At 64.5% G+C, this 22,014-nt stretch carries 24 protein-coding genes; 7 read left to right on the forward strand and 17 right to left on the reverse strand.

Annotation, left to right across the window (positions count from 1 at the left end):
- Window positions 1-2 precede the first annotated feature (2 nt).
- The 4 genes from A9K65_RS25135 to A9K65_RS25150 form a co-directional block, all read right to left on the reverse strand.
- Complete coding sequence (locus A9K65_RS25135) at window positions 3-614, reverse strand: hypothetical protein (RefSeq protein ID WP_013532329.1); 612 nt, start codon at window positions 612-614, stop codon at window positions 3-5.
- Between the two features lie 4 nt (window positions 615-618).
- Window positions 619-1,098, reverse strand: a complete 480-nt coding sequence (locus A9K65_RS25140) for a DUF3828 domain-containing protein (protein ID WP_064994159.1) — start codon at window positions 1,096-1,098, stop codon at window positions 619-621.
- 96 nt (window positions 1,099-1,194) lie between these two features.
- Entirely contained in the window at window positions 1,195-2,844 is a 1,650-nt protein-coding gene (locus A9K65_RS25145; RefSeq protein WP_064994158.1) for an ABC transporter substrate-binding protein, read from the reverse strand.
- A gap of 42 nt (window positions 2,845-2,886) precedes the next feature.
- Window positions 2,887-4,437, reverse strand: a complete 1,551-nt coding sequence (locus tag A9K65_RS25150) for a trimethylamine methyltransferase family protein (RefSeq protein ID WP_064994157.1) — start codon at window positions 4,435-4,437, stop codon at window positions 2,887-2,889.
- 90 nt (window positions 4,438-4,527) lie between these two features.
- Between A9K65_RS25150 and A9K65_RS25155 the strand changes: the two genes are divergently transcribed.
- Together A9K65_RS25155 and mutL are read left to right on the forward strand one after the other, a co-directional pair.
- A complete protein-coding gene (locus A9K65_RS25155) occupies window positions 4,528-5,430 on the forward strand; it encodes a LysR substrate-binding domain-containing protein (protein WP_013532333.1) in 903 nt (300 codons plus the stop codon).
- A 74-nt stretch (window positions 5,431-5,504) separates the two neighbouring features.
- Window positions 5,505-7,379, forward strand: a complete 1,875-nt coding sequence (gene mutL / locus A9K65_RS25160) for a DNA mismatch repair endonuclease MutL (protein WP_064994156.1) — start codon at window positions 5,505-5,507, stop codon at window positions 7,377-7,379.
- Between the two features lie 72 nt (window positions 7,380-7,451).
- Here mutL and A9K65_RS25165 read toward each other — a convergent pair whose 3' ends face one another.
- The 4 genes from A9K65_RS25165 to A9K65_RS25180 all read right to left on the reverse strand — a co-directional run bounded on the left by A9K65_RS25165 (window position 7,452) and on the right by A9K65_RS25180 (window position 9,951).
- On the reverse strand, window positions 7,452-7,703 hold the full coding sequence (locus A9K65_RS25165) for a hypothetical protein (protein ID WP_084015896.1): 252 nt from the start codon (window positions 7,701-7,703) through the stop codon (window positions 7,452-7,454).
- A gap of 10 nt (window positions 7,704-7,713) precedes the next feature.
- Window positions 7,714-8,040 (reverse strand): hypothetical protein, encoded by a 327-nt coding sequence (locus tag A9K65_RS25170; protein ID WP_024504825.1) that lies wholly within the window; start codon window positions 8,038-8,040, stop codon window positions 7,714-7,716.
- Between the two features lie 57 nt (window positions 8,041-8,097).
- On the reverse strand, window positions 8,098-8,973 hold the full coding sequence (locus tag A9K65_RS25175; RefSeq protein WP_064994154.1) for an alpha/beta hydrolase: 876 nt from the start codon (window positions 8,971-8,973) through the stop codon (window positions 8,098-8,100).
- An 84-nt stretch (window positions 8,974-9,057) separates the two neighbouring features.
- Window positions 9,058-9,951: a DMT family transporter gene (locus A9K65_RS25180; protein WP_064994153.1), complete on the reverse strand. Its 894-nt coding sequence runs from the start codon at window positions 9,949-9,951 to the stop codon at window positions 9,058-9,060.
- 92 nt (window positions 9,952-10,043) lie between these two features.
- Between A9K65_RS25180 and A9K65_RS25185 the strand changes: the two genes are divergently transcribed.
- Complete coding sequence (locus A9K65_RS25185) at window positions 10,044-10,970, forward strand: LysR family transcriptional regulator (RefSeq protein WP_064994152.1); 927 nt, start codon at window positions 10,044-10,046, stop codon at window positions 10,968-10,970.
- A gap of 39 nt (window positions 10,971-11,009) precedes the next feature.
- On the opposite strand, the gene A9K65_RS25190 is transcribed toward A9K65_RS25185, so the two are convergent.
- The gene (locus A9K65_RS25190) at window positions 11,010-11,645 is read right to left on the reverse strand and encodes a hypothetical protein (protein WP_245321897.1); all 636 of its coding nucleotides are present in this window, start codon (window positions 11,643-11,645) and stop codon (window positions 11,010-11,012) included.
- A gap of 77 nt (window positions 11,646-11,722) precedes the next feature.
- Between A9K65_RS25190 and A9K65_RS25195 the strand changes: the two genes are divergently transcribed.
- The gene (locus tag A9K65_RS25195; protein ID WP_013532341.1) at window positions 11,723-11,956 is read left to right on the forward strand and encodes a DUF2093 domain-containing protein; all 234 of its coding nucleotides are present in this window, start codon (window positions 11,723-11,725) and stop codon (window positions 11,954-11,956) included.
- Here A9K65_RS25195 and lpxK read toward each other — a convergent pair.
- The 6 genes from lpxK to A9K65_RS25225 all read right to left on the reverse strand — a co-directional run bounded on the left by lpxK (window position 11,953) and on the right by A9K65_RS25225 (window position 17,572).
- The gene (gene lpxK, locus A9K65_RS25200) at window positions 11,953-12,978 is read right to left on the reverse strand and encodes a tetraacyldisaccharide 4'-kinase (protein WP_064994150.1); all 1,026 of its coding nucleotides are present in this window, start codon (window positions 12,976-12,978) and stop codon (window positions 11,953-11,955) included. The genes A9K65_RS25195 and lpxK overlap by 4 nt on opposite strands.
- Window position 12,979: 1 nt before the next feature.
- Window positions 12,980-14,296 carry a lipid IV(A) 3-deoxy-D-manno-octulosonic acid transferase gene (waaA, locus tag A9K65_RS25205; protein WP_064994149.1) on the reverse strand — a complete coding sequence of 439 codons (1,317 nt, stop codon included), beginning with the start codon at window positions 14,294-14,296 and terminating at the stop codon, window positions 12,980-12,982.
- Entirely contained in the window at window positions 14,293-15,084 is a 792-nt protein-coding gene (locus A9K65_RS25210; protein ID WP_013532344.1) for a lysophospholipid acyltransferase family protein, read from the reverse strand. The genes waaA and A9K65_RS25210 overlap by 4 nt, the downstream gene beginning before the upstream one ends.
- A 5-nt stretch (window positions 15,085-15,089) precedes the next feature.
- The gene (locus A9K65_RS25215) at window positions 15,090-15,335 is read right to left on the reverse strand and encodes a DUF4170 domain-containing protein (protein WP_013532345.1); all 246 of its coding nucleotides are present in this window, start codon (window positions 15,333-15,335) and stop codon (window positions 15,090-15,092) included.
- A 103-nt stretch (window positions 15,336-15,438) separates the two neighbouring features.
- Window positions 15,439-16,242: a 3'(2'),5'-bisphosphate nucleotidase CysQ gene (locus A9K65_RS25220; protein WP_013532346.1), complete on the reverse strand. Its 804-nt coding sequence runs from the start codon at window positions 16,240-16,242 to the stop codon at window positions 15,439-15,441.
- A complete protein-coding gene (locus A9K65_RS25225; RefSeq protein WP_064994148.1) occupies window positions 16,229-17,572 on the reverse strand; it encodes a TldD/PmbA family protein in 1,344 nt (447 codons plus the stop codon). Before A9K65_RS25225 ends, A9K65_RS25220 begins: the two co-directional genes overlap by 14 nt.
- Before the next feature lie 166 nt (window positions 17,573-17,738).
- Between A9K65_RS25225 and A9K65_RS25230 the strand changes: the two genes are divergently transcribed.
- Window positions 17,739-18,155 (forward strand): VOC family protein, encoded by a 417-nt coding sequence (locus A9K65_RS25230; RefSeq protein ID WP_013532348.1) that lies wholly within the window; start codon window positions 17,739-17,741, stop codon window positions 18,153-18,155.
- A gap of 23 nt (window positions 18,156-18,178) precedes the next feature.
- Here A9K65_RS25230 and A9K65_RS25235 read toward each other — a convergent pair whose 3' ends face one another.
- Both A9K65_RS25235 and epmA read right to left on the reverse strand, forming a co-directional pair.
- Entirely contained in the window at window positions 18,179-19,429 is a 1,251-nt protein-coding gene (locus A9K65_RS25235; RefSeq protein ID WP_064994147.1) for an FAD-dependent oxidoreductase, read from the reverse strand.
- Window positions 19,430-19,540: 111 nt separating this feature from the next.
- Complete coding sequence (gene epmA / locus A9K65_RS25240) at window positions 19,541-20,581, reverse strand: EF-P lysine aminoacylase EpmA (protein WP_064994146.1); 1,041 nt, start codon at window positions 20,579-20,581, stop codon at window positions 19,541-19,543.
- Between the two features lie 117 nt (window positions 20,582-20,698).
- On the opposite strand from epmA, the gene efp reads away from it, so the two are divergent.
- Together efp and A9K65_RS25250 are read left to right on the forward strand one after the other, a co-directional pair.
- Window positions 20,699-21,268, forward strand: a complete 570-nt coding sequence (gene efp / locus A9K65_RS25245; protein WP_013532351.1) for an elongation factor P — start codon at window positions 20,699-20,701, stop codon at window positions 21,266-21,268.
- A gap of 187 nt (window positions 21,269-21,455) precedes the next feature.
- Window positions 21,456-21,998, forward strand: coding sequence for a dihydrofolate reductase family protein (locus A9K65_RS25250; protein WP_064994145.1), 543 nt, complete (start codon window positions 21,456-21,458; stop codon window positions 21,996-21,998).
- Window positions 21,999-22,014: the final 16 nt, after the last annotated feature.

The following is a 22,014-nucleotide window of genomic DNA, read 5'->3' on the forward strand; positions in this document are numbered from 1 at the left end:
CATCATTCGCACTGATATTGGCTGAGTGCCCATTCGCCGGTCACCGACAACAGGTCCGTGATCTTCCAGTCGCCATCGACCTTCTTGAATTTCCATTCCAGCCGGTGCGGGTTGCCCGATATGACGAAGGCGACGATGACCTTGGCCTGGTCACCGTTGATCGCCTCGAGCGTCTTCAGGCTCTTGTCTATCTCGGCCTTGTCGTAATCGGCATTGTCGAGCGCCATGTTGGGGTCGAGGCACTCGCCCTGCCCGGATTTGCGCAAGGCGTCGCTCTTGTCGAGCACGGTTTTGGCTGGATCGATGAAATGGCTTCGCTCGGCCGGATCGATCTCCAGCCCGACCTGATCGTAAAACGGCCGCACAACGGCGGTCGGCGAGCCCGGCTGGATCGGTGCGGCGGGCGCGGCTTCGGCCGGCGACCATCCAACCGGCGGCGTGGCCGGTTCTGCCGCTCCGCCCGGCGCATTTGCGGGCGGTGCAGCGCTGTCGCTCGGCTGGGTGTCGGCCGGGGCGTTTGCCGGCGGCGCACCCAACAAGCCTTGCGCGGCGGCGCCGCTCAGAGCCGCCAGCAGGCACACACCCGACAGTGCCACGAACCGGCGGTGGGCCATCGCTTCACTCCGGCGTCTGGCCGGCCATGCATTCCAGCGCGCTGAGCGTCCAGTCGCTGGTTTTGGAAGCGATGTCCGATATCTTCCACTTGCCGTCGATCTTCTTGAGCGACCAGAGCATTTCACGTTTGGAATCATCGCCTTCCGGAAACAGGCTGAAGGATGCCGTGACCTGTGCGTTGTCGCCATCCTGCTTCTCAGACAGTTTCAGCGTTTTCGAGACGGTTTTCTGATCGAAATCCTGAGCGTCGAGACCAGGATCGAAATCGATGCAGGCGACCTGGTCCGGGTTCTTTTTCGTTGCCTGGTCGTTGAGCTCGAACAGTTTCGTCACCGGTTCGGTGAACCGGTCCCGATATTGTTCGTCGGCCTCGAACTTGACCGCCGGGGCATAGAAGAACTTCACCGCGTCGGACGCCGGTCCGGCGACGGCTCCGGCCGGCAGGGCTATCGAAAGGGCGGCAACGATCACTGTCAGTCGCATGCAGAATCTCCGGCTTTTGACGGCTTGAGCCTATCAACACCACGTATCCTGCATATCGGCTTTTTTGCGGCTCATGAAGTCCTGCAGCACCTTGTTTCAGCCGTCCAGCCAGACGTTCTGAAGGTCCATCTCGAATGTCTGGTGGACACCATAGTTCTTCACCTTCTTGTTCATGTGGCTGTAGAGCTTCTGCCAGAAGGGCTGAATAATGACGCCCGAATCCTGCAGGATCTGCTCGACATCCTTCATGACCTCGCGTCGTTTCTCCACGTCGATGAGCGAAAGCGCCTGCTTGAGCTTGGCATCGAAATCGGGGTTGGAATATGCCGATTCATTCCAGGCCTCGCCGGTGCGATAGCCGAGCGCCAGCACCTGCACGCCAAGCGGGCGCATGTACCAGATCGTCATCGAATAGGGATATTTCGTCCAGTCGTTCCAGAAGGTCGAACCCGGCAGCACCGTGCGCTTCACCTTGATCCCGGCATCGCGCAGCTGGCCGGCAATGGCGTCGCCGGTATTCTTCTGCCAATCGTCCTCGATGGTGATCAGCTCATGCTCGAAGTCAGCCTGTCCGGCTTCCGCCATCAGCTTCTTGGCGCCGGCGGCGTCGCGTGTCTTCTTGGGCAGCGCATAGTATTCCGGATGGATCGGGGCGACGTGGTGGTTTTCACCAGGGGTGCCTCGCCCGGCATAACCGAGTTCGAGGACCGCATTGTTGTCGACGGCCATTTGCAGGGCGTTGCGCACCCGCTTGTCGTCGTAGGGCTTGTGGGTGATGTTGGTGCGGGCAACCAGCGTCGTCGCCGTCGCCACCTCAGATTTCACCAGATCCATCTTGTCGAGAATGTCGATGAAGTCGGCCGGCGACTCGAAATTGAGGTCGATCTCACCGGATTCGAACGCGTTCACGGTGGCGTTGAAATCGGTGCCGTAGTCGACGAACTCGACCGTGTCGAGCGGCGCCTCACCACCCCACCATTTGCCATTCTCACGACGCTTGACGACCGCCTTCTGGCCGACATCGTAGGAGACCAGTTCGAACGGTCCCGTGCCGATCGGCTTCTTGATCGGATCGGCACCCTCGGCATCGAAGCTGCGATGGACGACGAGCGCCGGATAGTCGGTGAAATTCGGGATCAGTGAAATGTCTGGTTCGCTTAGCTTCAGCTTGACCGTATTGTCGTCGACCTTGGTGATCGCGCCATCCCTGGCCTTGCCGGTCTTTGCGTCGATCAGCGCGCCGACCCGGGCGGCCATGGAATTTCCGGCGACATTCTTCTCGCACCAGCGGGTCAGATTGTGAGCGACGTCATCGGCGTTGAAGGCATCGCCATTGTTCCACGTGATGCCCTTGCGCACATGCAGCACGTATTCGGTGGCGTCGTCGTTGATATCCCAGCTTTCGAGCAGGACCGGCTCGAAGGTGAATTGCCTGGTATAGCGGACAAGCGGCTCCAGCCAGCAGCGCGAAATGTTCGCCAGTTCCACCCAGTCGTAAGTGCGCGGATCCTTCTGTCCCTTCACCGACATCGAGACGCGCAGCGTTCCGCCTTTCTTCGGCTCTTCGGCCAAGGCCCGATCCGGCACGGCAAGGCCGATCATGCCATAGGCAAGAGCCGTCGATGCGCCGAAGGCGCTTGCCAGCGCCAGGAACTCGCGCCGGTCGACACGACCCGCGCGTGCTTCGACCGCCATTGCCTCGATAGCGCTCGGCACGCGATCGCCACTGCTTCTGAAGAATGCCATTTTTTCCTCCCGTCTGGTTCCCTTTGATCTTGGTTCTTCGCCTCAACTGACGCTGTCCGGCAGCCTCTCCTCGCGCCGCGCGATGAAATCCATCAGGCCATCGGCGATGCCTTCGTCGAGCTTCGGCTCCTCGTAATCCGCCAGCATGTTGCGCGCCTTCTCGCGGCCGCGCGTGTCGTGGTCCTTCGCCCCTTCTGCCTTCCACTGTTCGAACGAATTGAAGTCCATGATCGAGGGCATGAAGAAGGCGGATTCGAAATGTTCCAGCGTGTGCTGGGTACCGAGGAAATGGCCCTGCGGTCCCACCTCGCGGATTGCCGCCATGGCTTCCTTGAAATCGTCGAACGGCAGGCCGCCGGCATATTTGTACCAGCCGATGAGCTGTTCGCAGTCGGTGGCGAATTTCGAATAGCCGCAGGTCAGGCCGGCCTCGAGCCATCCGGCGGAGTGCCAGATGTAGTTGGCGCCGGCGAGGATGGCGGCATGCATCAGCATGTTCGCCTCGTAACCAGCCTGGGCGTCGTTGAGCTTCGACCCGACATGGAAGCCGGAGGTGCGCCACGGCAGCCGGTATTTCCGTGCCAGCGCTCCCATCAGATACATCATCTGCGCCGCCTCGGGCGTGCCGCCCATCGGAGCACCGGTCTTCATGTCCACCGTGACCATGAACTGTCCGTAGATCTGCGGCGAGCCTGGGCGCAGCAGTTGCGTGAAGGCGACGCCCGCCAGCGCTTCCGCATTGACCTGTGCCACAGCGCCCACGGCGGACGCCGAAGTCGAGGCGCCGCACAGTGCAAAGGGTGCGAGGATCAGCGGCTGGTTGCTTCGCGCATAGACCTTCATCGCGTCCAGCATGGTGGCGTCCCACACCAGCGGCGAATTGCAGTTGGTGATCGACACCAGGACCGGATTGTCGCGGACGTAATCCTCTCCGAACACGATGCCTGCCATCGCCATCGTGTCTTCCGCCCGCTCCTTGGACGTGACGATGCCCATGAACGGCTTGTCGGAATACTTAAGCGCGGAATGGATGATGTGGAGGTGACGCTTCGGTACCGCGATTTCCATCGGCTCGCAAATGACCGAACTCGATGAATGCAGCGCCGGCGCCATGTAGGCGAGCTTGTGGAAATTGTTGAGGTCGGCGAGCGTGCCGTAACGCCTGTTGTTATCGAGATCGCGAACATAGGGCGCGCCATACATCGGCACGAAGATGGTATTGTTGCCGCCCACCCGCACCGTGCGCTGCGGATTCCTCGCATTGAGCGTGAACTCCGACGGGACCTTCGACACCAGTTCCATCAGCAGGGCCCGGTCGATCCGCACACGGGTTTCCGAGACATCCGCGCCCGCCGCCTTCCACAGTGCGATAGCCTCGTCGTCGCGGAACTCGCATCCCACCTCTTCGAGGATCAAGAGCGACTCCTCGTGGATCAGCTCGACCGCCTCATCCGGGACCATCTGGTAGACGGGGATCTGGCGGACCAGCGTCGGGAACGACGTTACGGGGGCTCCGCGCAGGGCCTTGCGCCCCAGGCGGCCGCCACTGCGGCGGTTGGCATGTTCGGTCACTTCGGGGGCCGGTGCGTTCATGGCAACTCCATTCCACTCATGAAGGAGCCTAGCGCGACAAAATGGTGATGTGACGCTGGAAAATCCTGATCTCTTGTATAAGCTCAGCTTATGCGAAGCTTGCGCCACCTTCTGCCTTCGGCCGGCAGCCTGATCGTCTTCGAGGCGGCCGGGCGGCTGTCGAGCTTCACCGCCGCCGGGCGCGAGCTGGGCATGACGCAGGCCGCCGTCTCCTATGCCGTGCGCGGACTGGAAGAACAGCTCGGCGCCAAGCTGTTCCAGCGCCGCCACCGCCAGGTGCTCCTGACCGAGGCCGGCGAGCGCTTCCATGCCGACGTCTCGCTCGGCCTTTCGCACATCCGCAAATCGGCGGAGGATCTGCGCCTGCAGGCGACCGGCGGTCATGTCACGCTGGCCGCCTCGACCGCGTTCGGTTCGTTCTGGATGATGCCGCGCCTGCAGCAGTTCCGTGACGAGCTGCCGGGCATCGACCTGCGTATCCAGACCGCCGACCGCGACCTCGACATCATCGCGGAAGGCATCCCGCTCGGCGTGCGCGGCGGCGCGCCGCGGGACTGGCCGGACTATCATTCGTTGCCGCTGGCTGACGAGGAGATATTTCCCGTCGCCGGCACCAGCTATGCGGCAAAGTTCGGCCTGCCCAGATCCGCTGCCGAACTGGCCACGCACCGCCTCATCCATCTGGAGGAGCCGTATCGCGAGGCGGCCAGTTGGGACGAATGGTTCCAGTCTGCGGGCGCCAATCTCAGCGATACCGCGCGCGGCCTACGCATCAACGACTACGGCCTGGTGATCCAGGGTGTCATGGAAGGCCAAGGCATCGCGCTCGGCTGGCGGCATCTCGCCGAGCGGCTGCTGGCGTCGGGCCTGCTGGTGCCGGTGACGGATCATGTGCTGAAGACCGGCAAGGCCTTCTATGTCGTCTGGCCGAAGAACCGGGAGCTCAGCGACAACGCCCGCAAGGTGCGCGACTGGCTGGCGGCGCAGGCATAAGTCGTTTTCCACTGATCCACCGCTGGCGCAATTCTGCCCCTCCCGCGCGACGCGAATCCGCCTATAGTGCCGCCATGCCCATCCGCCAGCTTTCCGAAACGATGATCAACCAGATCGCCGCCGGCGAAGTCATCGAGCGTCCGGCGAGCGTGGTCAAGGAACTGGTCGAGAATGCGCTCGATGCCGGTGCTTCGCGCGTCGAGATCGTCACATCGGGCGGCGGGCTGAACCTGATCCGCGTCACCGATGACGGCTCCGGCATTCCCGAACGGGAGCTGGCGCTGGCGATCGCACGTCACTGCACCTCCAAGCTCACCGAGGATATCAACGACATTCGCTCGCTGGGCTTCCGCGGCGAAGCGCTGCCGTCGATCGGCTCGGTGTCGCGACTTTCGATCCGCTCGCGCACGGCAGCAAGCGACAGCGCCGCCGAGATTGGCATCGAGGGTGGCCGCGTCCTGCCTGTCAGGCCGGCGGCGGCCAATCGCGGCACCACGGTCGAGGTGCGCGACCTGTTCTTCGCAACGCCGGCCCGATTGAAGTTCATGAAGGGCGAACGCGCCGAAAGCTCGGCCACCAGCGATGTGGTCAAGCGCATCGCCATCGCCTTCCCCGCCGTGCGCTTCACGCTGGCCGGCTCGGACCGCTCGACGCTGGAATTGCCGGCGGCGGACGACAGCGCGGAAGGCAGCCTGCGTCGTGTCGCCCAGGTGATGGGCGCCGACTTTCCCGACAATTCCATTGCCCTCGACGCGATGCGCGATGGCGTGCATCTGACCGGCCACGTGTCGATCCCGTCCTTCACCCGCGCCAACGCGCTGCAGCAATATGCCTATGTGAACGGCCGCCCAGTGCGCGACAAGCTGATCGCCGGCGCCATACGCGGCGCCTATGCCGACGTCCTGCCGCGCGACCGCCACGCGGTGACGGTACTGTTCCTGACGCTCGATCCGGCCATCGTCGACGTCAATGTCCATCCAGCCAAGGCCGATGTGCGCTTCCGCGATCCCGGCCTTGTGCGCGGGCTGATCGTCGGCGCAATCAGGCAAGCACTGGCCGATGCCGGCGTCCGCGCCGCCACCACGGGTGCCGCCGGCATGATGGCGGCGTTCCGGCCAGGGGCCGCATCCTACGGCCACGGCGGACCGGCAAACGGCCACCGCAGCTACGACGCGGCCTACCGCGCGTCGGGCCCGTCCGGCTTCGACGCGGCCCGATCGCCGCAGCGGCCGCTCGACATGGGCTTCGAAGGCTCGGGCTTCGAACATCGCGGTTTGCGTGAAAACGATCAGGCGGCGTTCGATGCCGGCCCGCTTGCCAGAGCCGATGCGCGCGCCGGACAGGATGAGGCGACGGAGACGCTGCTTGGCGCGGTGCTGGGCGCGGCGCGTGCGCAGGTGCATGAGAACTACATCGTCGCCCAAACCAGGGATTCGCTCATCATCGTCGACCAGCATGCGGCGCATGAACGGCTGGTCTACGAGGCGCTGAAGAATGCGCTGCACTCGCGCCCGGTGCCCTCGCAGATGCTGCTTCTGCCCGAGATCATCGACCTGCCGGAGGAGGATGCGGAGCGGCTTGCGCTGCATTCGGAAACGCTGGCCCGCTTCGGTCTCGGCATCGAGCGCTTTGGCCCCGGCGCTGTCGCGGTGCGCGAGACGCCGTCGATGCTGGGCGAGGCCAATGTCCAGCAATTGGTGCGCGACCTCGCCGACGAGATCGCCGACAACGACACGGTCGACACGCTGAAGGAGCGGCTGGACAAGATAGCCGCGACCATGGCGTGCCACGGCTCTGTGCGCTCCGGCCGCCTGCTCAAGGCCGAGGAGATGAACGCGCTGCTGCGGCAGATGGAGGCGACGCCCGGCTCCGGCACCTGCAACCACGGCCGCCCCACTTATATCGAACTCAAGCTAGCGGATATCGAACGGCTTTTCGGACGGCGATAGCTGCGGACGGATTGCGGGCCTATCGCTTCGCCGCTCGAGGTCGGCAGGTCAGGAGGCCGGCCGACAATGTGGTCACCCGCGATTTTCGCCCAGCGGCCTGAGTAGCGCGATCGCAGCCGCCGTCAGCAGGAGGATCGCACCGGTGATTTCAGCCCAGCCGACCGCCTCGCCGAAGAGCCAGGCTCCTGCCGCCAAAGCGGTCAGCAAATAGCGTGCAGCCGCCAGCGGGAGCGGAGGCGCGTCATTGAGACCGAGCTTGATCGCGGCCCAGGTCAGCCCCCAGATCAGCGATATCACCGCGAAGAAGAAGAGGTTGCGAACCACCGATCGGCGCTCAGCGCAGTCCCCGACGATCGACAAGTATCCGATGGATTTCGATCCGCTCCGGCAGCTCGATCAGGAACTCGGCATCGCGGTCCAGATGATGGACTTTGGTCGGTTCGCCTTTGGTAAAGGCGGTCATCGCTTGCATGTCGGCCCAATACGAGATGGTTGTGAACCACGTCTCGGCATCACGGTCCTCGCGCAGCAATTGGACGCCAAGCGCCGTCTTCTCGAGGGGCGGAATACCCTCGGCACGCAGGTATGGCTCATAGGCGTCGGCGATGTCGCGGCGGGTGCGACCGCGCCAGATGCGCGCGATGGTCGGTGTGGTCGGCATGAGGTTCTCCTTCAGTCAGGCGGACAGCAAACTGGGCATAGCGGACGCTAGTTGTGATCAGCCGTGAACACGAGCCAGGAAATCGCGGACCAGCGGCAGCGCGTCGTCGAAATGTGTCTCGAGCAGCCAATGACCCGCCCCTTCGATCAGATGCAGTTCCGCATCGGGCAGATCGCGATGATAGGCCCGTGCCGACGCCGCGGGCATATAGCCATCCTCTGGCCCCCAAAGGATCAGCGTGGGCGGATGGTGTTCACGCAAATAAGCCTGGTAGCGCGGAAACCAGGTGAGATTGGCTTCCAGCTTCTCCATCAGACCGACGGCGATCTGCCGACGAACCGGCGTGTTCATCAGTGGCCAGTGAAGGCTCCAGAGATCGGGCGGCACGCGCATGGCGACGTCGTCAGCCACTTCCCCGATGAACTCGGCCCGGAACCCGTCCTCACTTACCGCGGCCTCGAGCGGACGGTGCTTGCCGGGCGTCTTGTCGGTCCACCAGGCCTTGATCGTGGCGTATTTGGGTCCAAGCACGTCCTCGTAGATGTCGCCGTTCTGGATGATCAGGGCGCTGATCCGCTCCGGGTGCGAGATCGCATGCCGGAGTCCAATCTGCGAGCCATAATCGTGCAGCCACAAGGCGTAGCGTTGGAGACCGAATTCATCGGCAAGCTTGGAAAGCACGTCGCAATAGGCGTCGAAATCATAGCCGAAGGTGACCGGATCGGGTGTGCCGCTGTATCCGAAGCCAGGCCAGTCGAATGCAATCGTCCGCCAGCGGTCGGCGAGCGCCGGCATCAGTCGGCGGAATTGGAATGAAGAGCAGGGATAGCCGTGCGGCAAGAGCAAGACAGGTGCTTCTAACGGCCCTGCCTCGCGATAAAAAATGGATAGATCATCCAGTTGCATGCGTCGGTGCGTCGTTGCACCCGGCATTCGGACCTCCGTTGAACAAACCTCGGCTAAACGCGTTTGATCGAGGGATCGTTCCGAATGGGGGAAGCGGGCGGTCGGCAATATTCATCTCTTCAAATTCACCACGATGACACCGCCCAGCGCCAGCGCGCCGCCGATTATGCCGAGCAGAGTGGGAACTTCGCCCAGCCAGAAGAAGCCGATCAGCGCGGACATCGGCGAGACCAGATAGAGGAAGTTGGAGGCTCGTGCCGCCGGCAGACGCGACAGCGCGGTCGCCCAGGCGGCATAGGCGATGAGGCTGGGCACGATGCCGAGAAAGATGACGGCGCCGAGGCCTGCTGTGTCGGCGACCGCCGCCTGCGAAAAGGCCGACGGCAGGAAGGGGGCCAGGCATAGTGCGCCGAGCACCATGTTCGAAGCCGCAATGGTCAATGGATGATGGCGGGCAAACAGCGGCTTCTGGACGATGGTGTTGACGGCCGAGCACAAGGCCGAACCAAGCACCAACAGAGCACTGGTGTTGAACGACAGGCCATGCCCGTCGGCCATGGCGATGATGCCTATGCCGGCGAAGGAAATCACCGTACCGATCCAGGCCACGCCTGAGAAGCGCTCGCCCAGCAATGCCATCGCCATGATGGCGGTGAAGATCGGGCTGACATTGATGATGAAGCCGGCGGCACCGGCCGAGACGGTCAGTTCGCCGAAATTGAGCATGACGGTGTAGAGCGCGACGAAGATGGCGCCGCCAAAGACCAGGCGCCACACTTCGTCGAGCCTTGGCAGCGCCGGGCGCTTGACGGCCAGGAAGATCGCCGCCGGCACAGCGGCGATGGCAAAGCGCAACGCACCCAGTTCCAGTGGGCCGAAGGCGGCGAGACCGGCTCGGATAGCGGGAAAGGCGGAGGCCCAACCAACCAGCGTCAGCGCCACCGCGATGGCTGCCGTGGTGTCCATTCGCTGTGTCGAATTCAACGTGCCCGTTATCTCGCTCATCTCACCGCCCTCGTATTTCTTCGGTCCTGAAAGGCAGAAAACGCCTTTTCACCCCGGTTGACAAACGACGAAATCGAGGATCACCTGTGACTATGGATCACAGCTCGGACACAATGGTGCCGCTCGAAACGCTGCGCGCCTTCGATGCGGCGGCGCGAACAGGCAGCTTTTCGGCGGCCGCCGAAAAGCTCAATATCACCCATGGCGCCGTCAGCCGGCAGATCGCCAAGCTCGAGGACTGGCTGGGATTGAAAGTCTTCGACCGTGGTGCGCGCGGCGTCTCGCTGACGATCGAAGGCAACAGGCTGCATCTGCGCACGGCGGAAGCCTTTGCGCTGATATCGACCCATTCCGACCGCTGGGTCGAGCCGCGTGGCACGGCGGTGGTGCGGCTGACCTCGATCCCCTCCGTCAGCGGGCTGTGGCTAATGCCGCGCATGGCGGCTCTGGAGAACAATCCCTCCAAGCTGCGCATCGTGCTCGATGTCGACATCCGCCAGGCCGACCTTGCCGATGAAGGCATCGACCTCTCGATCCGTTGTGGACGCGGCGGCATTCCGGGCCGCATCTCGGTGCAACTTTTCGAGGAACATGTCTTTCCCGTCGCGTCACCTGAGCTTGCCCGCGAGATCGGCCGCGGCGACCCTGCCCGGCTGCTCAAATATCCGCTGATCAATGATTCCGACGCGTCGGCCTGGCGCGCCTGGTTTGCCGCGCAAGGCATGGATTACCGCCCGCGCCCGCAGGACCGCCGCTTCGAGGACTACAATCTGGTGCTCGACGCCGCCGCCTATGGGCTCGGCATCGCGCTGGCCCGCCCGCCGCTGACCGGACATCAATTACAATCGGGCCGCATCACTCCCGTCGATGAGCGCACAGCCCTCAACCCGGTATCCTACTGGCTCGACCGGCCGATGGGGCGGCCGCGTACCGCCGCCGCCGACCTCGCCCGCCGCATCGCGGCAGAGGCCGGGCTGGCCCAGGACAAGATCGAGGCGTTTATCGAAGCCGAGCGATAGACCTTCCGGACCTATATGGAAAACCGGCCGATTCGAAGCTCAGCGAAGCAACAACAAAACGAACCCAAGGATCACCGCTCCCAGCAAACCGGCCATTATCGAAACAAAGCCAATTTTCACCAGCAACTGCTCAGGGTTCGGCACCGCACCATGGGATTGATTGGCCGGCCTGTGCCTGCCCGCCGGCGTACCCAGGGCGGCAGCGTTGCGCGGGATTGGAGCCTGCGCCGGGATAAGCGACAGCAATGACAGCCCCGCAACCCTGGCGGAGGCATTGTCATTGGCGGTTGTCGAAGGCGGCAAGAAGGCTCGCAGCGTTTCGGCTTCGGGTTTTGCCTTTCTCGCCACGACTGTTGCCAACGCCGCCTCTTCGCCCGTCTCAAGCTGGGCAAGATAGGCATCGACGATGCCAGCGGATGCGATCTGCTGCGATTTGACGGCCATCGGCGCCGCCGGCAAAATCAACAGCGCCGGCGCTGTCTGCTGCGCGAGCAGAGACGGCGCCGGCGGTTGGACCAGCGCCTTGACCAGTGCCGTCATCACTGGATCAGCCTGCCCCGAGGGCACGGCTTGCGGCGTCATCACTTCCCTAAGCAGGGCGGGAAGACGAGTGGAGGAAACGTCCATTGCGGCCCACCAACGACATTTTTCCGCTTCACAATAAGCGTTCAGCATTGTCTCAGGCTTGTCTCATGCTTGACCTCGCCGGGAATTTATGGCGATGAAATCCTCATGAACCCTGGCGTCCCCGCATGATGAACCGTTTCGAAGGCCCCGGCGGCAAGGAAGCCCGCATCCGCTACCTGGATGGCGACTTCCAGGTTACCAGCCCCGGCGCGTTCGTGCGCTGCGCGGTGACAGGCGAAAGCATTCCGCTCGACGAGTTGAAATACTGGAGCGTCGCAAGGCAAGAGCCCTATATCAGCGCCACCGCCTCGCTGCGCCGTGAAATCGAGATGCATCCGGAGCTGCGTAAGCGCAGTTAACCCTTCAGCTTGCGCTGGCGCCAGGCATCGAGCGTCTCGTCGATGATGCGCTCGGGAACGTGATCGAGTTCGAAGACCGTGTCGATCTCCAGCACCTCGAGCCGGTCGAGAAAGTCCTGTGAGGCGCCGTGGCGCAGCCGGGCGGCGTCCTTGGCGGTGGTGATGAGCACCAGCCCCTCAGTGCGTGCGGTCGCCGCCAGCTCGGCAAGTTCGTCCTCCGCATAGAAATGATGGTCCGGAAACGGCCGCGTCAATGCCAGTTCGCCGCCGGCCTCGCGCACCGTGTCGAAGAATTTCTCGGGATGGCCGATACCGGCGAAGGCGAGGAACCGCTTGCCGGCAAGCCCTGCCTTGCCGCTTGGCTCTGTATGGGCCTCGAAGATCGCCCGGCCGGCGCGTGCCGCCTGGCGGACCACGCTGTCGGCGGCAGTGCCCCCGCCCATTTTCAACAACCCGCTGGTGAAAACCAGCTGGTCGACAATTTTGGCCCTGAGCGGCCCCCCCGGAATGACGCGGCCGTTGCCGATCCCGTAGCGCGCATCGACCACGACCAGCGCATAGTCGATGTGGATGCGGGCGCTCTGGAAGCCATCGTCCATGATCAGGAAATCGCAGCCATTCCGTTCCAGCAGCAGCCGGGCGCCGGCGGCGCGGTTCGGCGTCACCGCCACCGGCGCGTGTTCGGCGAGCAGCAGCGGTTCGTCGCCGACATGCCGGGCGCTGTCGTGGTCGATATCGACCACGTGCGGCTCGGCGAAGGAGCCGCCATGGCCGCGCGACAGGAAGCCTGGTTTGAGATGCATGCGCTTGGCCTGCTTGGCGAGCGCGATGGCCACCGGTGTCTTGCCGGTGCCGCCAACCGTGAAATTGCCGATGCACAGAACAGGCGCTTCGATCTTCTCACGCTTGGCCCGCCGCATGCCGCGGCCGGCGGCAGCCGCATAGATGGCCGACAGCGGTGACAGTGCCAGGACCCGCCAGTCCGGCTCCTCCCACCAGAATGGTGGTGCTTCGGAGGCCACGCTAGCGCCCGTTCGCGCCCTTCAGGCGCGACTTGACGACCAGCGGCTGGATGTAGGGCTCAAGCGATTTCAGCGTACGCGCCAGCGCACCGCGCATCTCGTCGACGGTCGCAATGCCTGCCGCCATCATCTCGTGGCGCGCCACTTCGTTGGTCAGGAGGAAATTGACGGCGCCGGCCAGCATGTCGCGATCGCGCACCAGCTTGGCGCCGCCGCTGTCGAGCAGACGCTGGTAGGCCTCGCGAAAATTCTGCACATTGCGCCCGGCGAGAACCGCCGTGTCGAGCATGGCCGGCTCCAGCGGGTTCTGGCCACCCTCGGAGGTCAGCGAGCGGCCGACGAAGGCTATTTCCGTCAGCCGGAGATAGAGCCCCATCTCGCCGATCGTGTCGCCAAGCAATATGTCGGTGTCGGCCGTGATCCTGTCGCCCTTGCTGCGCCGCGCGACCTTCAGGCCCATGCCGGAAATCTGCGCCGCAAGCGCCTCGGCGCGATCGGGATGACGCGGAACGACGATCGTCAGAAGACCATGGTGGCGCTTGTGCAGCGTCGCGTGGACTTCAGCCGCGACCACTTCCTCGCCGTCATGGGTCGAGATCGCCGCCCAGGTCGGGCGGGTGCCTATCTGCCGCCGCAGTGTCGCCAGCGCCCGTTCGTCGACCGGCGGCGGCGACGTGTCCACCTTGAGGTTGCCCGACACCGTCACCGGCCGCGCGCCGAGCGCGAGAAACCGCTCGCCATCGACATCGGACTGCGCCACGACGTGAGCCAGGTTCTCGAACAGCGCCTCGGCGATGTTGGCGCGTTTCTTCCACGATTTGAACGAGCGGTCGGACAGCCTGCCATTGACCAGCACCTGCGGCACGCGTCGCGCGCCAAGCTCGAGGATGGTCATCGGCCAGATCTCGGATTCGGCGATGATTGCCAGATCCGGCTGCCAGTGATCGAGGAACCGGCTGACCGCCGGCTTGAGGTCGAGCGGTACATATTGATGGATGATGCGGTCACCGAGCCGCTCTTCGGCGACCTGCGCCGAAGTGACCGTGCCGGTCGTCAGCACGATGTTGACGCCGTAGTCGAGGATGCTTTCGACCAGCGGCACGACGGCTATGGTCTCGCCGACGCTCGCGGCATGGATCCAGATCACCGGCCCGTCGGGGCGCGCGCGGCCGGCGACGCCATAGCGCTCGCGGCGGCGGTAGCGGTCTTCCTTGCCGCGCGAGGTGCGCCAGGCAACGTAGGGCCCGACCAGCGGATAGGCTGCCGCACCCGCGAATCGGTAAGCCGACAGCATGGCCCGTGCCCAGCGGCCGCTCATCGCGGAGCATCCACGAGACGGTAAGCCTCGGCGGTCGCGGCATTGAGCGCTGTCGTCACTTCCTGGCGCTTGCGCTCCATTTCGGCGTCATCGGCGCCGGCCGCCACGAAGATCGGCTGGCCGATGACGATCGACGAACGGCCGAACGGCAGGTTGATGGTGGTCTTGTCCCAGCTCTTCTCCAGCACCTTGCGGCGGCTGGTGGTGATGGCGACGGGCACAAGCGGCCGGCCCGAGAGGCGAGCCAGGAGAACGATACCAAGTCCTGCGTCTCGCGGCGTGCCGTGCGGAATATCTGCGATCATGGCGACGTTCTTGCCGACGGCGAGCGACTTTTTCAGGGCGATAAGCGCTTTTGCCCCACCCTTGTCGAGGTGCCTGGCATTTTCCCGCCCGCCCGAGCCGCGCACCGCCTCGATGCCGAATTTTTCCAGCATCAAGGCGTTGAGCTCGGCATCGGCGCTGCGCGAAACCATGGCGACCAGCGGCTTGCGCTTGGGATAATAGGCAGGCGTCAGCAGATGCTGGCCGTGCCACAAGGCGATGATGCCAGGCTCGAACTCGGTATAGGCACCGCCCGAAAACCGTGCCGATCCCTCGACGACGCGATTGGTGAGGCGCACGAAGCGGACGAACTGGGCGAACAGGCTGGCGATGGCGTTCTTGACGAATCGCGACTGCGCAAGCGGTTGGCGAATCTTGCGCCAGAAGGCCTTGGTCGTGCGGCTGCGTCCCCTGCCCGTGGGCGCGGCATCGCTTGCTGGCCCTTTCGCCAGGTCATGCTCCATCGAAGTCAACCGGCAGCCTTGTTGTCGGGGTCCAGCAGCCGGTGCAGATGAACGACGAAGTAACGCATGTGAGCGTTGTCCACGCTGGCTTGCGCCTTGGCTTTCCACGCCGTGTGCGCGGATTGATAGTCGGGATAGATGCCGACGATGTCGAGCCCGTCGAGATCGCGGAATTCGGTGCCGCCAAGCTTCTTCAGTTCGCCACCGAACACCAGATGCAAAAGCTGTTTCTTTCCGTCTTCCGCGGCCATGTCGGTCCTTCACATATCGTGAGTTTGTCACAGGTCTAGACCAAAGCCGCCGACTTTGGAACCTTTAGGGCGAGATGAATTCATCTCGCCGGGGAAAACGCTTTCACGTGTCCAGACCGGCGATGACGCCGGCGAGCACGGCCAGCAATTCACCGCTGCCGGCAGCAAGGGCGCCGTGACGAGTCACCTCGCCGGCATAAAGTGGAGCGCGGCCATGCTGGTCGAGCAGCTGGCCGCCGGCCTCGCGCAGGATGAGGTCGGCCGCTGCAATGTCCCAGTCATGCGCGTTCGGCTTGACGAAAGTGGCGTCCAGCGCGCCATTGGCGATCATGGCCAGCCGATAGGCGAGCGAAGGGCTGTAAGGCGCCCGCTTCAGCCGCGCCTGCCATTCGGCAGGCATCAGGTCGGTCAACTGCTTCAGCCCGGAAATCTCGGCCGTTTCCGCCAGCTTGCGAACCGCAATGCGCTTGCCGTTGCGGAAAGCACCCTGGCCGGGCAGCGCCCAATAGGTCTCCTCCATCGCCGGGCATTCCAGCACGCCGGCCAGCGTGCGGCCATGCTCGACGACGGCGACGCTGACGCACCAGGTGCGCTGGCCTTCCAGGAAACCGCGCGTGCCGTCGATCGGGTCGACGACGAAGGTGCGGCGTGCCGAAAGCCGGACCGGATCGTCAACTGTCTCTTCCGACAGCCAGCCATAATCCGGCCGCGCCGCCAGCAATGTTTCGCGCAGATAGGCGTCGGCCGCGTGGTCGGCCTCGCTGACCGGTGATGTGCCGCCCTTCATCCAGACTTGCGGGCTGTTGCCGAAGTAGCGCATGGCGATCACCCCCGCCTCGCGGGCGGCATCGCGCAGCAGCGGCAAGTCTTCGGTGGCTCCGGCAGTGGTCAGGTCATGCTCCGGCAAGGGTCATGCCTTCGATCAGGAGCGTCGGCGCCGCGGTGCCGAAATTGCGGTCGAGGTCATCGGCCGGGACCATGTTGAGGAACATCGTCTTCAGGTTCGAGGCGATGGTGACCTCGGCGACGGGATAGGCCAGTTCGCCATTCTCGATCCAGAAACCGGAAGCGCCGCGGCTGTATTCGCCGGTGACCATGTCGACGCCCTGGCCGAACACCTCGGTGACGTAGAAGCCGGTCTTGAGCGATTTGATCAGCTCTTCCGGCGACCGCTCGCCGGGTTCGATGGCGAGATTGGTGGAGGATGGCGTCACGGAGGAGCCGCTGCGTGCGCCGCGGCCGTTGGTGACGAGGCCCAGCTCCCTTGCAGCCGAGGTCGACAGGAACCAGTGGTTGAGCACGCCCTTCTCGACCATCAACAGCTTTTCGCCCTCGACGCCTTCGCCGTCGAACGGACGCGAGGCCTGGCCACGCCGCCGGAGCGGCTCGTCGGTGACGGTGATGGCGGAGGCGGCCACCTGCTTGCCCATCATATCGCGCAGGAACGAGGTCTTGCGCGCGACCGAGGCGCCGTTGATGGCGCCGGCGAGATGGCCGGCGATGCCGCGCGCGACGCGTGGGTCGAACACCACGTCGACCGGCCCGGTCGCCGCCTTGCGCGCGCCGATGCGGCGCACGGCGCGCTCGCCGGCCTTGCGGCCGATGTCCTCGGGCGCATTTAGATCTGCAAAATGCTGGCGCGAGGAGAATTCATAGTCGCGCTCCATGCCGGTGCCCTCGCCGGCGATAACGCTGGCCGAGCGCGAAAAACGCGAGCCGACATAGTGGCCGAGGAAGCCGTGCGAGGTGGCCAGCACCAGGCCGCCCAGCCCGGCACCGGCGCTGGCGCCGGCCGAATTGGTCACGCCCTTGACGGCAAGCGCTGCCGCTTCCGCCGCCAATGCGGCTTCCTTCAACTGGTCTGCCGACACTTCGGTGGCGTCGAACAGGTCGAGATCGCGCGTCTGTTTGGCGAGCAATGCCGGATCGGCCAGCCCTTGATAGGGATCCTGCGGCGACACTTTCGCCATCGCCACGGCGCGCTCGGCCAGCGTTTTCGGGTCGGACGCCGCTGTCGCCGAGACACTCGCCACGCGGCCGCCGACGAAAACGCGCAGCGCCACATCCTCGCTTTCGGAAGCTTCGGTAGCCTCGACCTTGCCGAGACGCACCGACACACCGGTCGAGCGGCCGCGCACGGCCACCGCGTCGGCGGCATCGGCGCCGGCCTTTTTGGCAGCCTCGACCAGGGCCGCGACGCGGTCGGTCAATTTTGCTGCGTCTGATATGTCGGTCATGCCTGAAATCCTGCTGGTGCGGCCGGTGTGCGGCCGTTGCCCACCCATCTATTGTTCCGGTCCGGCTTGTGCAATGGCATAGGCTTCAATCAAAATGCAGGGCGGACGGTTCAAACCGCGAACCCTGTGACGCAAAATCGGTTCGCAGCCTGCACGGAGCATTTCGATGACGCCTTTCCATCTCGCCTTCCCGGTCCGTGATCTCGATGAAACCCGCGTTTTCTATGGCGAGGTGCTGGGCTGCGCGATCGGCCGCTCGTCAGCGACCTGGGTCGACTTCGACCTCTACGGTCACCAGATGTCGGCGCATCTGCGGCCGCAGGCCGCACAGGCCCCCAGCGACGGCAAGGTCGACGGCATTGTCGTGCCGATCCCGCATTTCGGCGCGGTGCTCTTGATGGACGACTGGCAGCGCCTGGCGACACGGCTGGAGGCGCGCGACGACATCGACTGGCTGGAACGGCCGATGGTCCGCTTCAAGGGCGAGCCCGGCGAACAGGCAACGCTGTTCATCCGCGACCCCTCGGGCAATGCCTTGGAATTCAAGGGCTTTCGCTCGCTGGAGCAGGTTTTCGCGCACTAGCTCAGATCGAGGGCATCCATCGATCAACGGCCGAAACGGCCCGCCGCGAAAGGTGCGAGCCGAGCCGGATCGCCGCGTCCGCCGATCAAGTTGGCGACCAGCCGCGCGGTGATCGGAGCCAGCGTCAGGCCGAGATGGCCGTGCCCAAAAGCATGAATTACGCGGGAGCTGCCGCGCGAAGCGCCGATGACCGGCCTGGAATCCGGCAGGGACGGCCGGAAGCCGAGCCATTGCGAGGCAGGCGAGCCGAGCCTGGGAAAAATTTGCCTGGCGCCACGGTCAAGCAGCGCCAGCCGGCGCGGATTTGGCGGCGCGACCAGGCCGCCGAGTTCGACGGTGCCGGCGACCCGCAAGCGGCCAGCCATCGGCGTCAGGTAGAAACCAAGATCGACGGGACAGACAGGTCGGTTGAGCAGCGGCGCGTCGGTCTGGAATTCCAGATGATAGCCGCGCTCGGTCTCGAGCGGAATCCTGTCGCCGGCCTGCGCGGCCAGTGCGCGCGACCGTGCACCGGCGGCGATCACCACCGTGCCAGCCTTGATGCGAACGCCGGGTCCGCTGAGCTGCACACCGTCAGCCTCGACCTGCAGCCCGGTGATCTCTGCCTGCTTCACCGATGCACCACGGGCACTCACCGCGCCCAGCAACCGCCGCATCACCATTGCCGGATCGGTGACATTGATCGAGTCGGGAAAATACACGCCATGCGCTGCTGTCGCCGGCAGGCCCGGCTCAAGCGCCGCCACCTCTTCGGGAGTCAGGACCTCTTGGTGGATGCCAAACCCAGCGCGCATTGCCCGGCCGCCGGCGCCAGCGGCAAAATCGCTCAAGCGGCGATAGAGGTAAAGACAGCCATTGCGGCGCAGCTGGTCCTCCAGCCCGGCTTCCCCGGCCATGTCTTCCCAGGCCGGGAGGGCGTCGGCCAGCAGTCCGGCGAGCGCCAGCGCATTGGCCCGGGTGGCCGCCGGCAGCGATTGCCGCATGAACCGGACGAGCCATGGCGCCAGCTGCAGCAGCGCCGGCCAGCGCAGCGAAAACGGGCTGTCGGGATCAAGCAGCAGCTTTGGCAAAGCCCGCAGCACCGCAGGAGTGCCGACCGGCATGCAGGCATATTCGGCGATCGTTCCGGCATTGCCGAACGACGCGCCTGAGCCCGGCTCGTTCGGATCGATGAGCAGGACTTCGCGGCCGTCCGCGACAAGGCGAAGTGCCGTCGCCAGCCCGACAACTCCGGCGCCGACAATGGCGATTTCGACCGTTTCAGAAGCAGCCACTATAGATCTTCCCGATTGACCTTGAATCCAGTACCGATCATGTGGTCTCTTGGTTCGGGGTCACGGTCCAGTCTTGATCCCTGGAATCGAATAGGCCAGATCTTTCCGCCCTCAGGCGACAGGCGTCCAGATCACGTCCTCGATTTTTTGCGCGCCGGTCGCCAGCATCGCCAGCCGGTCGAAGCCGAGCGCGATGCCGCTGGCCGGCGGCATGATGGCAAGGGCTGAGAGAAAATCCTCGTCCAGCGGATAGCGCTCGCCATAGATGCGCTGCTTCTCGTCCATCTCGATAACAAAGCGCCGGCGCTGCTCGTCGGCGTCGGTCAGTTCGCCAAAGCCGTTGGCGAGTTCGACGCCGCAGCAATAGAGCTCGAAACGCTCGGCGACGCGCGGGTCGCGCTGGCTCGGCCGCGCCAGTGCCGCCTCGGCCACAGGATATTCGCACAGGATGGTCGCGCGCCCCTGCCCGAGGAATGGCTCGACCTTTTCCACCATCACCCGGCTGAACAGATCGGCCCAGCTGTCGTCGGGCGCGGTGCGCAGGCCGGCATGGGTCAAGGCGGCGTGCAGCGCGTCGCGGTCGGTGCTGCCGTCGGCGGCGACCGTGGCCAGCAGATCAATGCCGGCATGGTGGGCGAAAGCGTCCGCCACCGTCAGTCGTTCCGGCTCGGCAAACGGATCGCAGTCGCGGCCCCGGAAAGAGAAAAGAGTCGCCCCTGTCCTTGTCGCGGCCAGCGCCAGAAAGGCCGCACAATCCAGCATCAGGCTCTCATAGGCCTCGCCCACCCTGTACCATTCGAGCATGGTGAATTCGGGATGATGCAAGGGGCCGCGCTCGCGGTTGCGATAGACCGGACCGAAGCTGAAAATCCGGGTTTCACCGGCGGCGAGCAGCTTCTTGCAGGCGAATTCCGGCGAGGTGTGCAGATAGAGTGGCGCCCTTGCACCGTCCGGCCCGACCGCTTCCGTGGCGAAAGCCGCCAGATGCGCCTCATTGCCGGGCGAGACCTGCAGCGCCGCCGTTTGCACCTCGACGAAATCATGGGCGGCGAACCAGTCGCGCAGGCCGGCGGCGATGCCATTGCGCAGCATCAGCCGCGGGCGGCGGTCGGCGTGAACGTCAGGCGTCCACCAGGGCGAAGCTTCGGTCATGCGGCTCGGAACATGGTGGAAGGGGGCTGGCGGCGGCGGCCAAGATGCGGTAGGCCCCCATCCAGCGCCGCACTAGCCGGCAAACGCCAGTCAACTCTTCTTGCAGGATTTAAAACCGTGGTGAAAGTCATCGCCAGTTCGCTCCGCAAAGGCAATGTCGTCGACAAGGACGGCAAGCTTTATGTGATCCTCTTTGCCGAAAACATCCACCCAGGCAAGGGCACGCCGGTAACGCAGCTCGACATGCGCCGCATCGGCGACGGGGTGAAGGTTTCGGAACGCTACCGCACCACCGAGCAGGTCGAGCGCGCCTATGTCGAAGAGCGCGAGCACACCTTCCTCTACCGCGACGGCGAAGGCTTTCACTTCATGAACCCGGAAACCTACGACCAGGTGGCGGTGTCGGAAGCCGTGGTCGGCGACATGGCGCCTTACCTGCTGGAAGGCATGGCCGTGCAGGTGTCGCAGTTCAACGGCATTGCCATTTCCCTGGTGCTGCCGCAGCGCGCCACCTTCGAAGTGGTGGAAACCGAGCCGACGACCAAGGGACAGACGGCCTCGTCGTCCTACAAGCCGGCCGTGCTGTCCAACGGCGTACGCACCCTGGTGCCCCCCCACATCGCGCCGGGCACCCGCGTGGTGGTGATGACGGCGGATGGGGCTTATGTGGAGCGGGCGAAGGACTGAAGACGAGCGGTGGGGTTACGGGGTTACGGGTTTACCGGCCAGCCCTGCGTTTCACCAGGGCTCACCCTTGTCCTCTTCCGCTGTCTCCCCTTGAACGCGGCGCCTCCGCCCGCACAGTGATATTTTTCACGAAGCATGTCGCAAACACCCTGCGCGGTCCGTCCTTTGAGCGAAGAAGGAGAACGCCATGCGAAAACTTATCGTCACCGAATTCATCAGCGTCGATGGCATTGCCGAGGTCGAGAAGCTGCCAAGCGTGACCTGGAACGACGAGATGAACAGGTTCAAGGAGGACGAGCTTGCCGATAGCGGCGCCATGCTTTTGGGGCGCACGACCTATGAGATCTTTGCCGGCTCCTGGCCGACGGAAACCGGAGATTTTGCCGAACGGTTCAACGCGCTGCCGAAATATGTCGCGTCGAACAGCCTGAAGGCGCTCGACTGGAAGCCTGCCGAATTGCTGAAGGGACCGCTGCCGGAAGCGGTCAGGACGCTGAAGCAAGGCAGCGGCGGCAACATCTATGTGCATGGCAGCCTCAGCGTCGCGCAGGAATTGCTGCGCCATGGCCTGGTCGACCGCGTCAGGCTGCTCAGTTATCCCGGCACCGTCGGCCAGGGCAAGCCGCTGTTCCCAGGCGGCGAACCGGTGGCGCTGGAATTGATTTCTGCGATGCCGTTCAGCAACGGCGTTGTGGCGCTGGAGTATGCGCCGGTGGCGGCGAAGTCGTAATCGGTTGGAGCCTTTC

Source organism: Mesorhizobium sp. WSM1497 (assembly GCF_001672455.2).
GTDB lineage: Bacteria > Pseudomonadota > Alphaproteobacteria > Rhizobiales > Rhizobiaceae > Mesorhizobium > Mesorhizobium ciceri.

Coding starts and splice junctions, on each gene's coding strand:
- A9K65_RS25135 (WP_013532329.1), bottom strand. CDS start 614: ATGGCCCACCGCCGGTTCGTGGCACTGTCGGGTGTGTGCCTGCTGGCG.
- A9K65_RS25140 (WP_064994159.1), bottom strand. CDS start 1,098: ATGCGACTGACAGTGATCGTTGCCGCCCTTTCGATAGCCCTGCCGGCC.
- A9K65_RS25145 (WP_064994158.1), bottom strand. CDS start 2,844: ATGGCATTCTTCAGAAGCAGTGGCGATCGCGTGCCGAGCGCTATCGAG.
- A9K65_RS25150 (WP_064994157.1), bottom strand. CDS start 4,437: ATGAACGCACCGGCCCCCGAAGTGACCGAACATGCCAACCGCCGCAGT.
- A9K65_RS25155 (WP_013532333.1), top strand. CDS start 4,528: ATGCGAAGCTTGCGCCACCTTCTGCCTTCGGCCGGCAGCCTGATCGTC.
- mutL (WP_064994156.1), top strand. CDS start 5,505: ATGCCCATCCGCCAGCTTTCCGAAACGATGATCAACCAGATCGCCGCC.
- A9K65_RS25170 (WP_024504825.1), bottom strand. CDS start 8,040: ATGCCGACCACACCGACCATCGCGCGCATCTGGCGCGGTCGCACCCGC.
- A9K65_RS25175 (WP_064994154.1), bottom strand. CDS start 8,973: ATGCCGGGTGCAACGACGCACCGACGCATGCAACTGGATGATCTATCC.
- A9K65_RS25180 (WP_064994153.1), bottom strand. CDS start 9,951: ATGAGCGAGATAACGGGCACGTTGAATTCGACACAGCGAATGGACACC.
- A9K65_RS25185 (WP_064994152.1), top strand. CDS start 10,044: ATGGATCACAGCTCGGACACAATGGTGCCGCTCGAAACGCTGCGCGCC.
- A9K65_RS25190 (WP_245321897.1), bottom strand. CDS start 11,645: ATGCTGAACGCTTATTGTGAAGCGGAAAAATGTCGTTGGTGGGCCGCA.
- A9K65_RS25195 (WP_013532341.1), top strand. CDS start 11,723: ATGATGAACCGTTTCGAAGGCCCCGGCGGCAAGGAAGCCCGCATCCGC.
- waaA (WP_064994149.1), bottom strand. CDS start 14,296: ATGAGCGGCCGCTGGGCACGGGCCATGCTGTCGGCTTACCGATTCGCG.
- A9K65_RS25210 (WP_013532344.1), bottom strand. CDS start 15,084: ATGGAGCATGACCTGGCGAAAGGGCCAGCAAGCGATGCCGCGCCCACG.
- A9K65_RS25215 (WP_013532345.1), bottom strand. CDS start 15,335: ATGGCCGCGGAAGACGGAAAGAAACAGCTTTTGCATCTGGTGTTCGGT.
- A9K65_RS25225 (WP_064994148.1), bottom strand. CDS start 17,572: ATGACCGACATATCAGACGCAGCAAAATTGACCGACCGCGTCGCGGCC.
- A9K65_RS25230 (WP_013532348.1), top strand. CDS start 17,739: ATGACGCCTTTCCATCTCGCCTTCCCGGTCCGTGATCTCGATGAAACC.
- epmA (WP_064994146.1), bottom strand. CDS start 20,581: ATGACCGAAGCTTCGCCCTGGTGGACGCCTGACGTTCACGCCGACCGC.
- A9K65_RS25250 (WP_064994145.1), top strand. CDS start 21,456: ATGCGAAAACTTATCGTCACCGAATTCATCAGCGTCGATGGCATTGCC.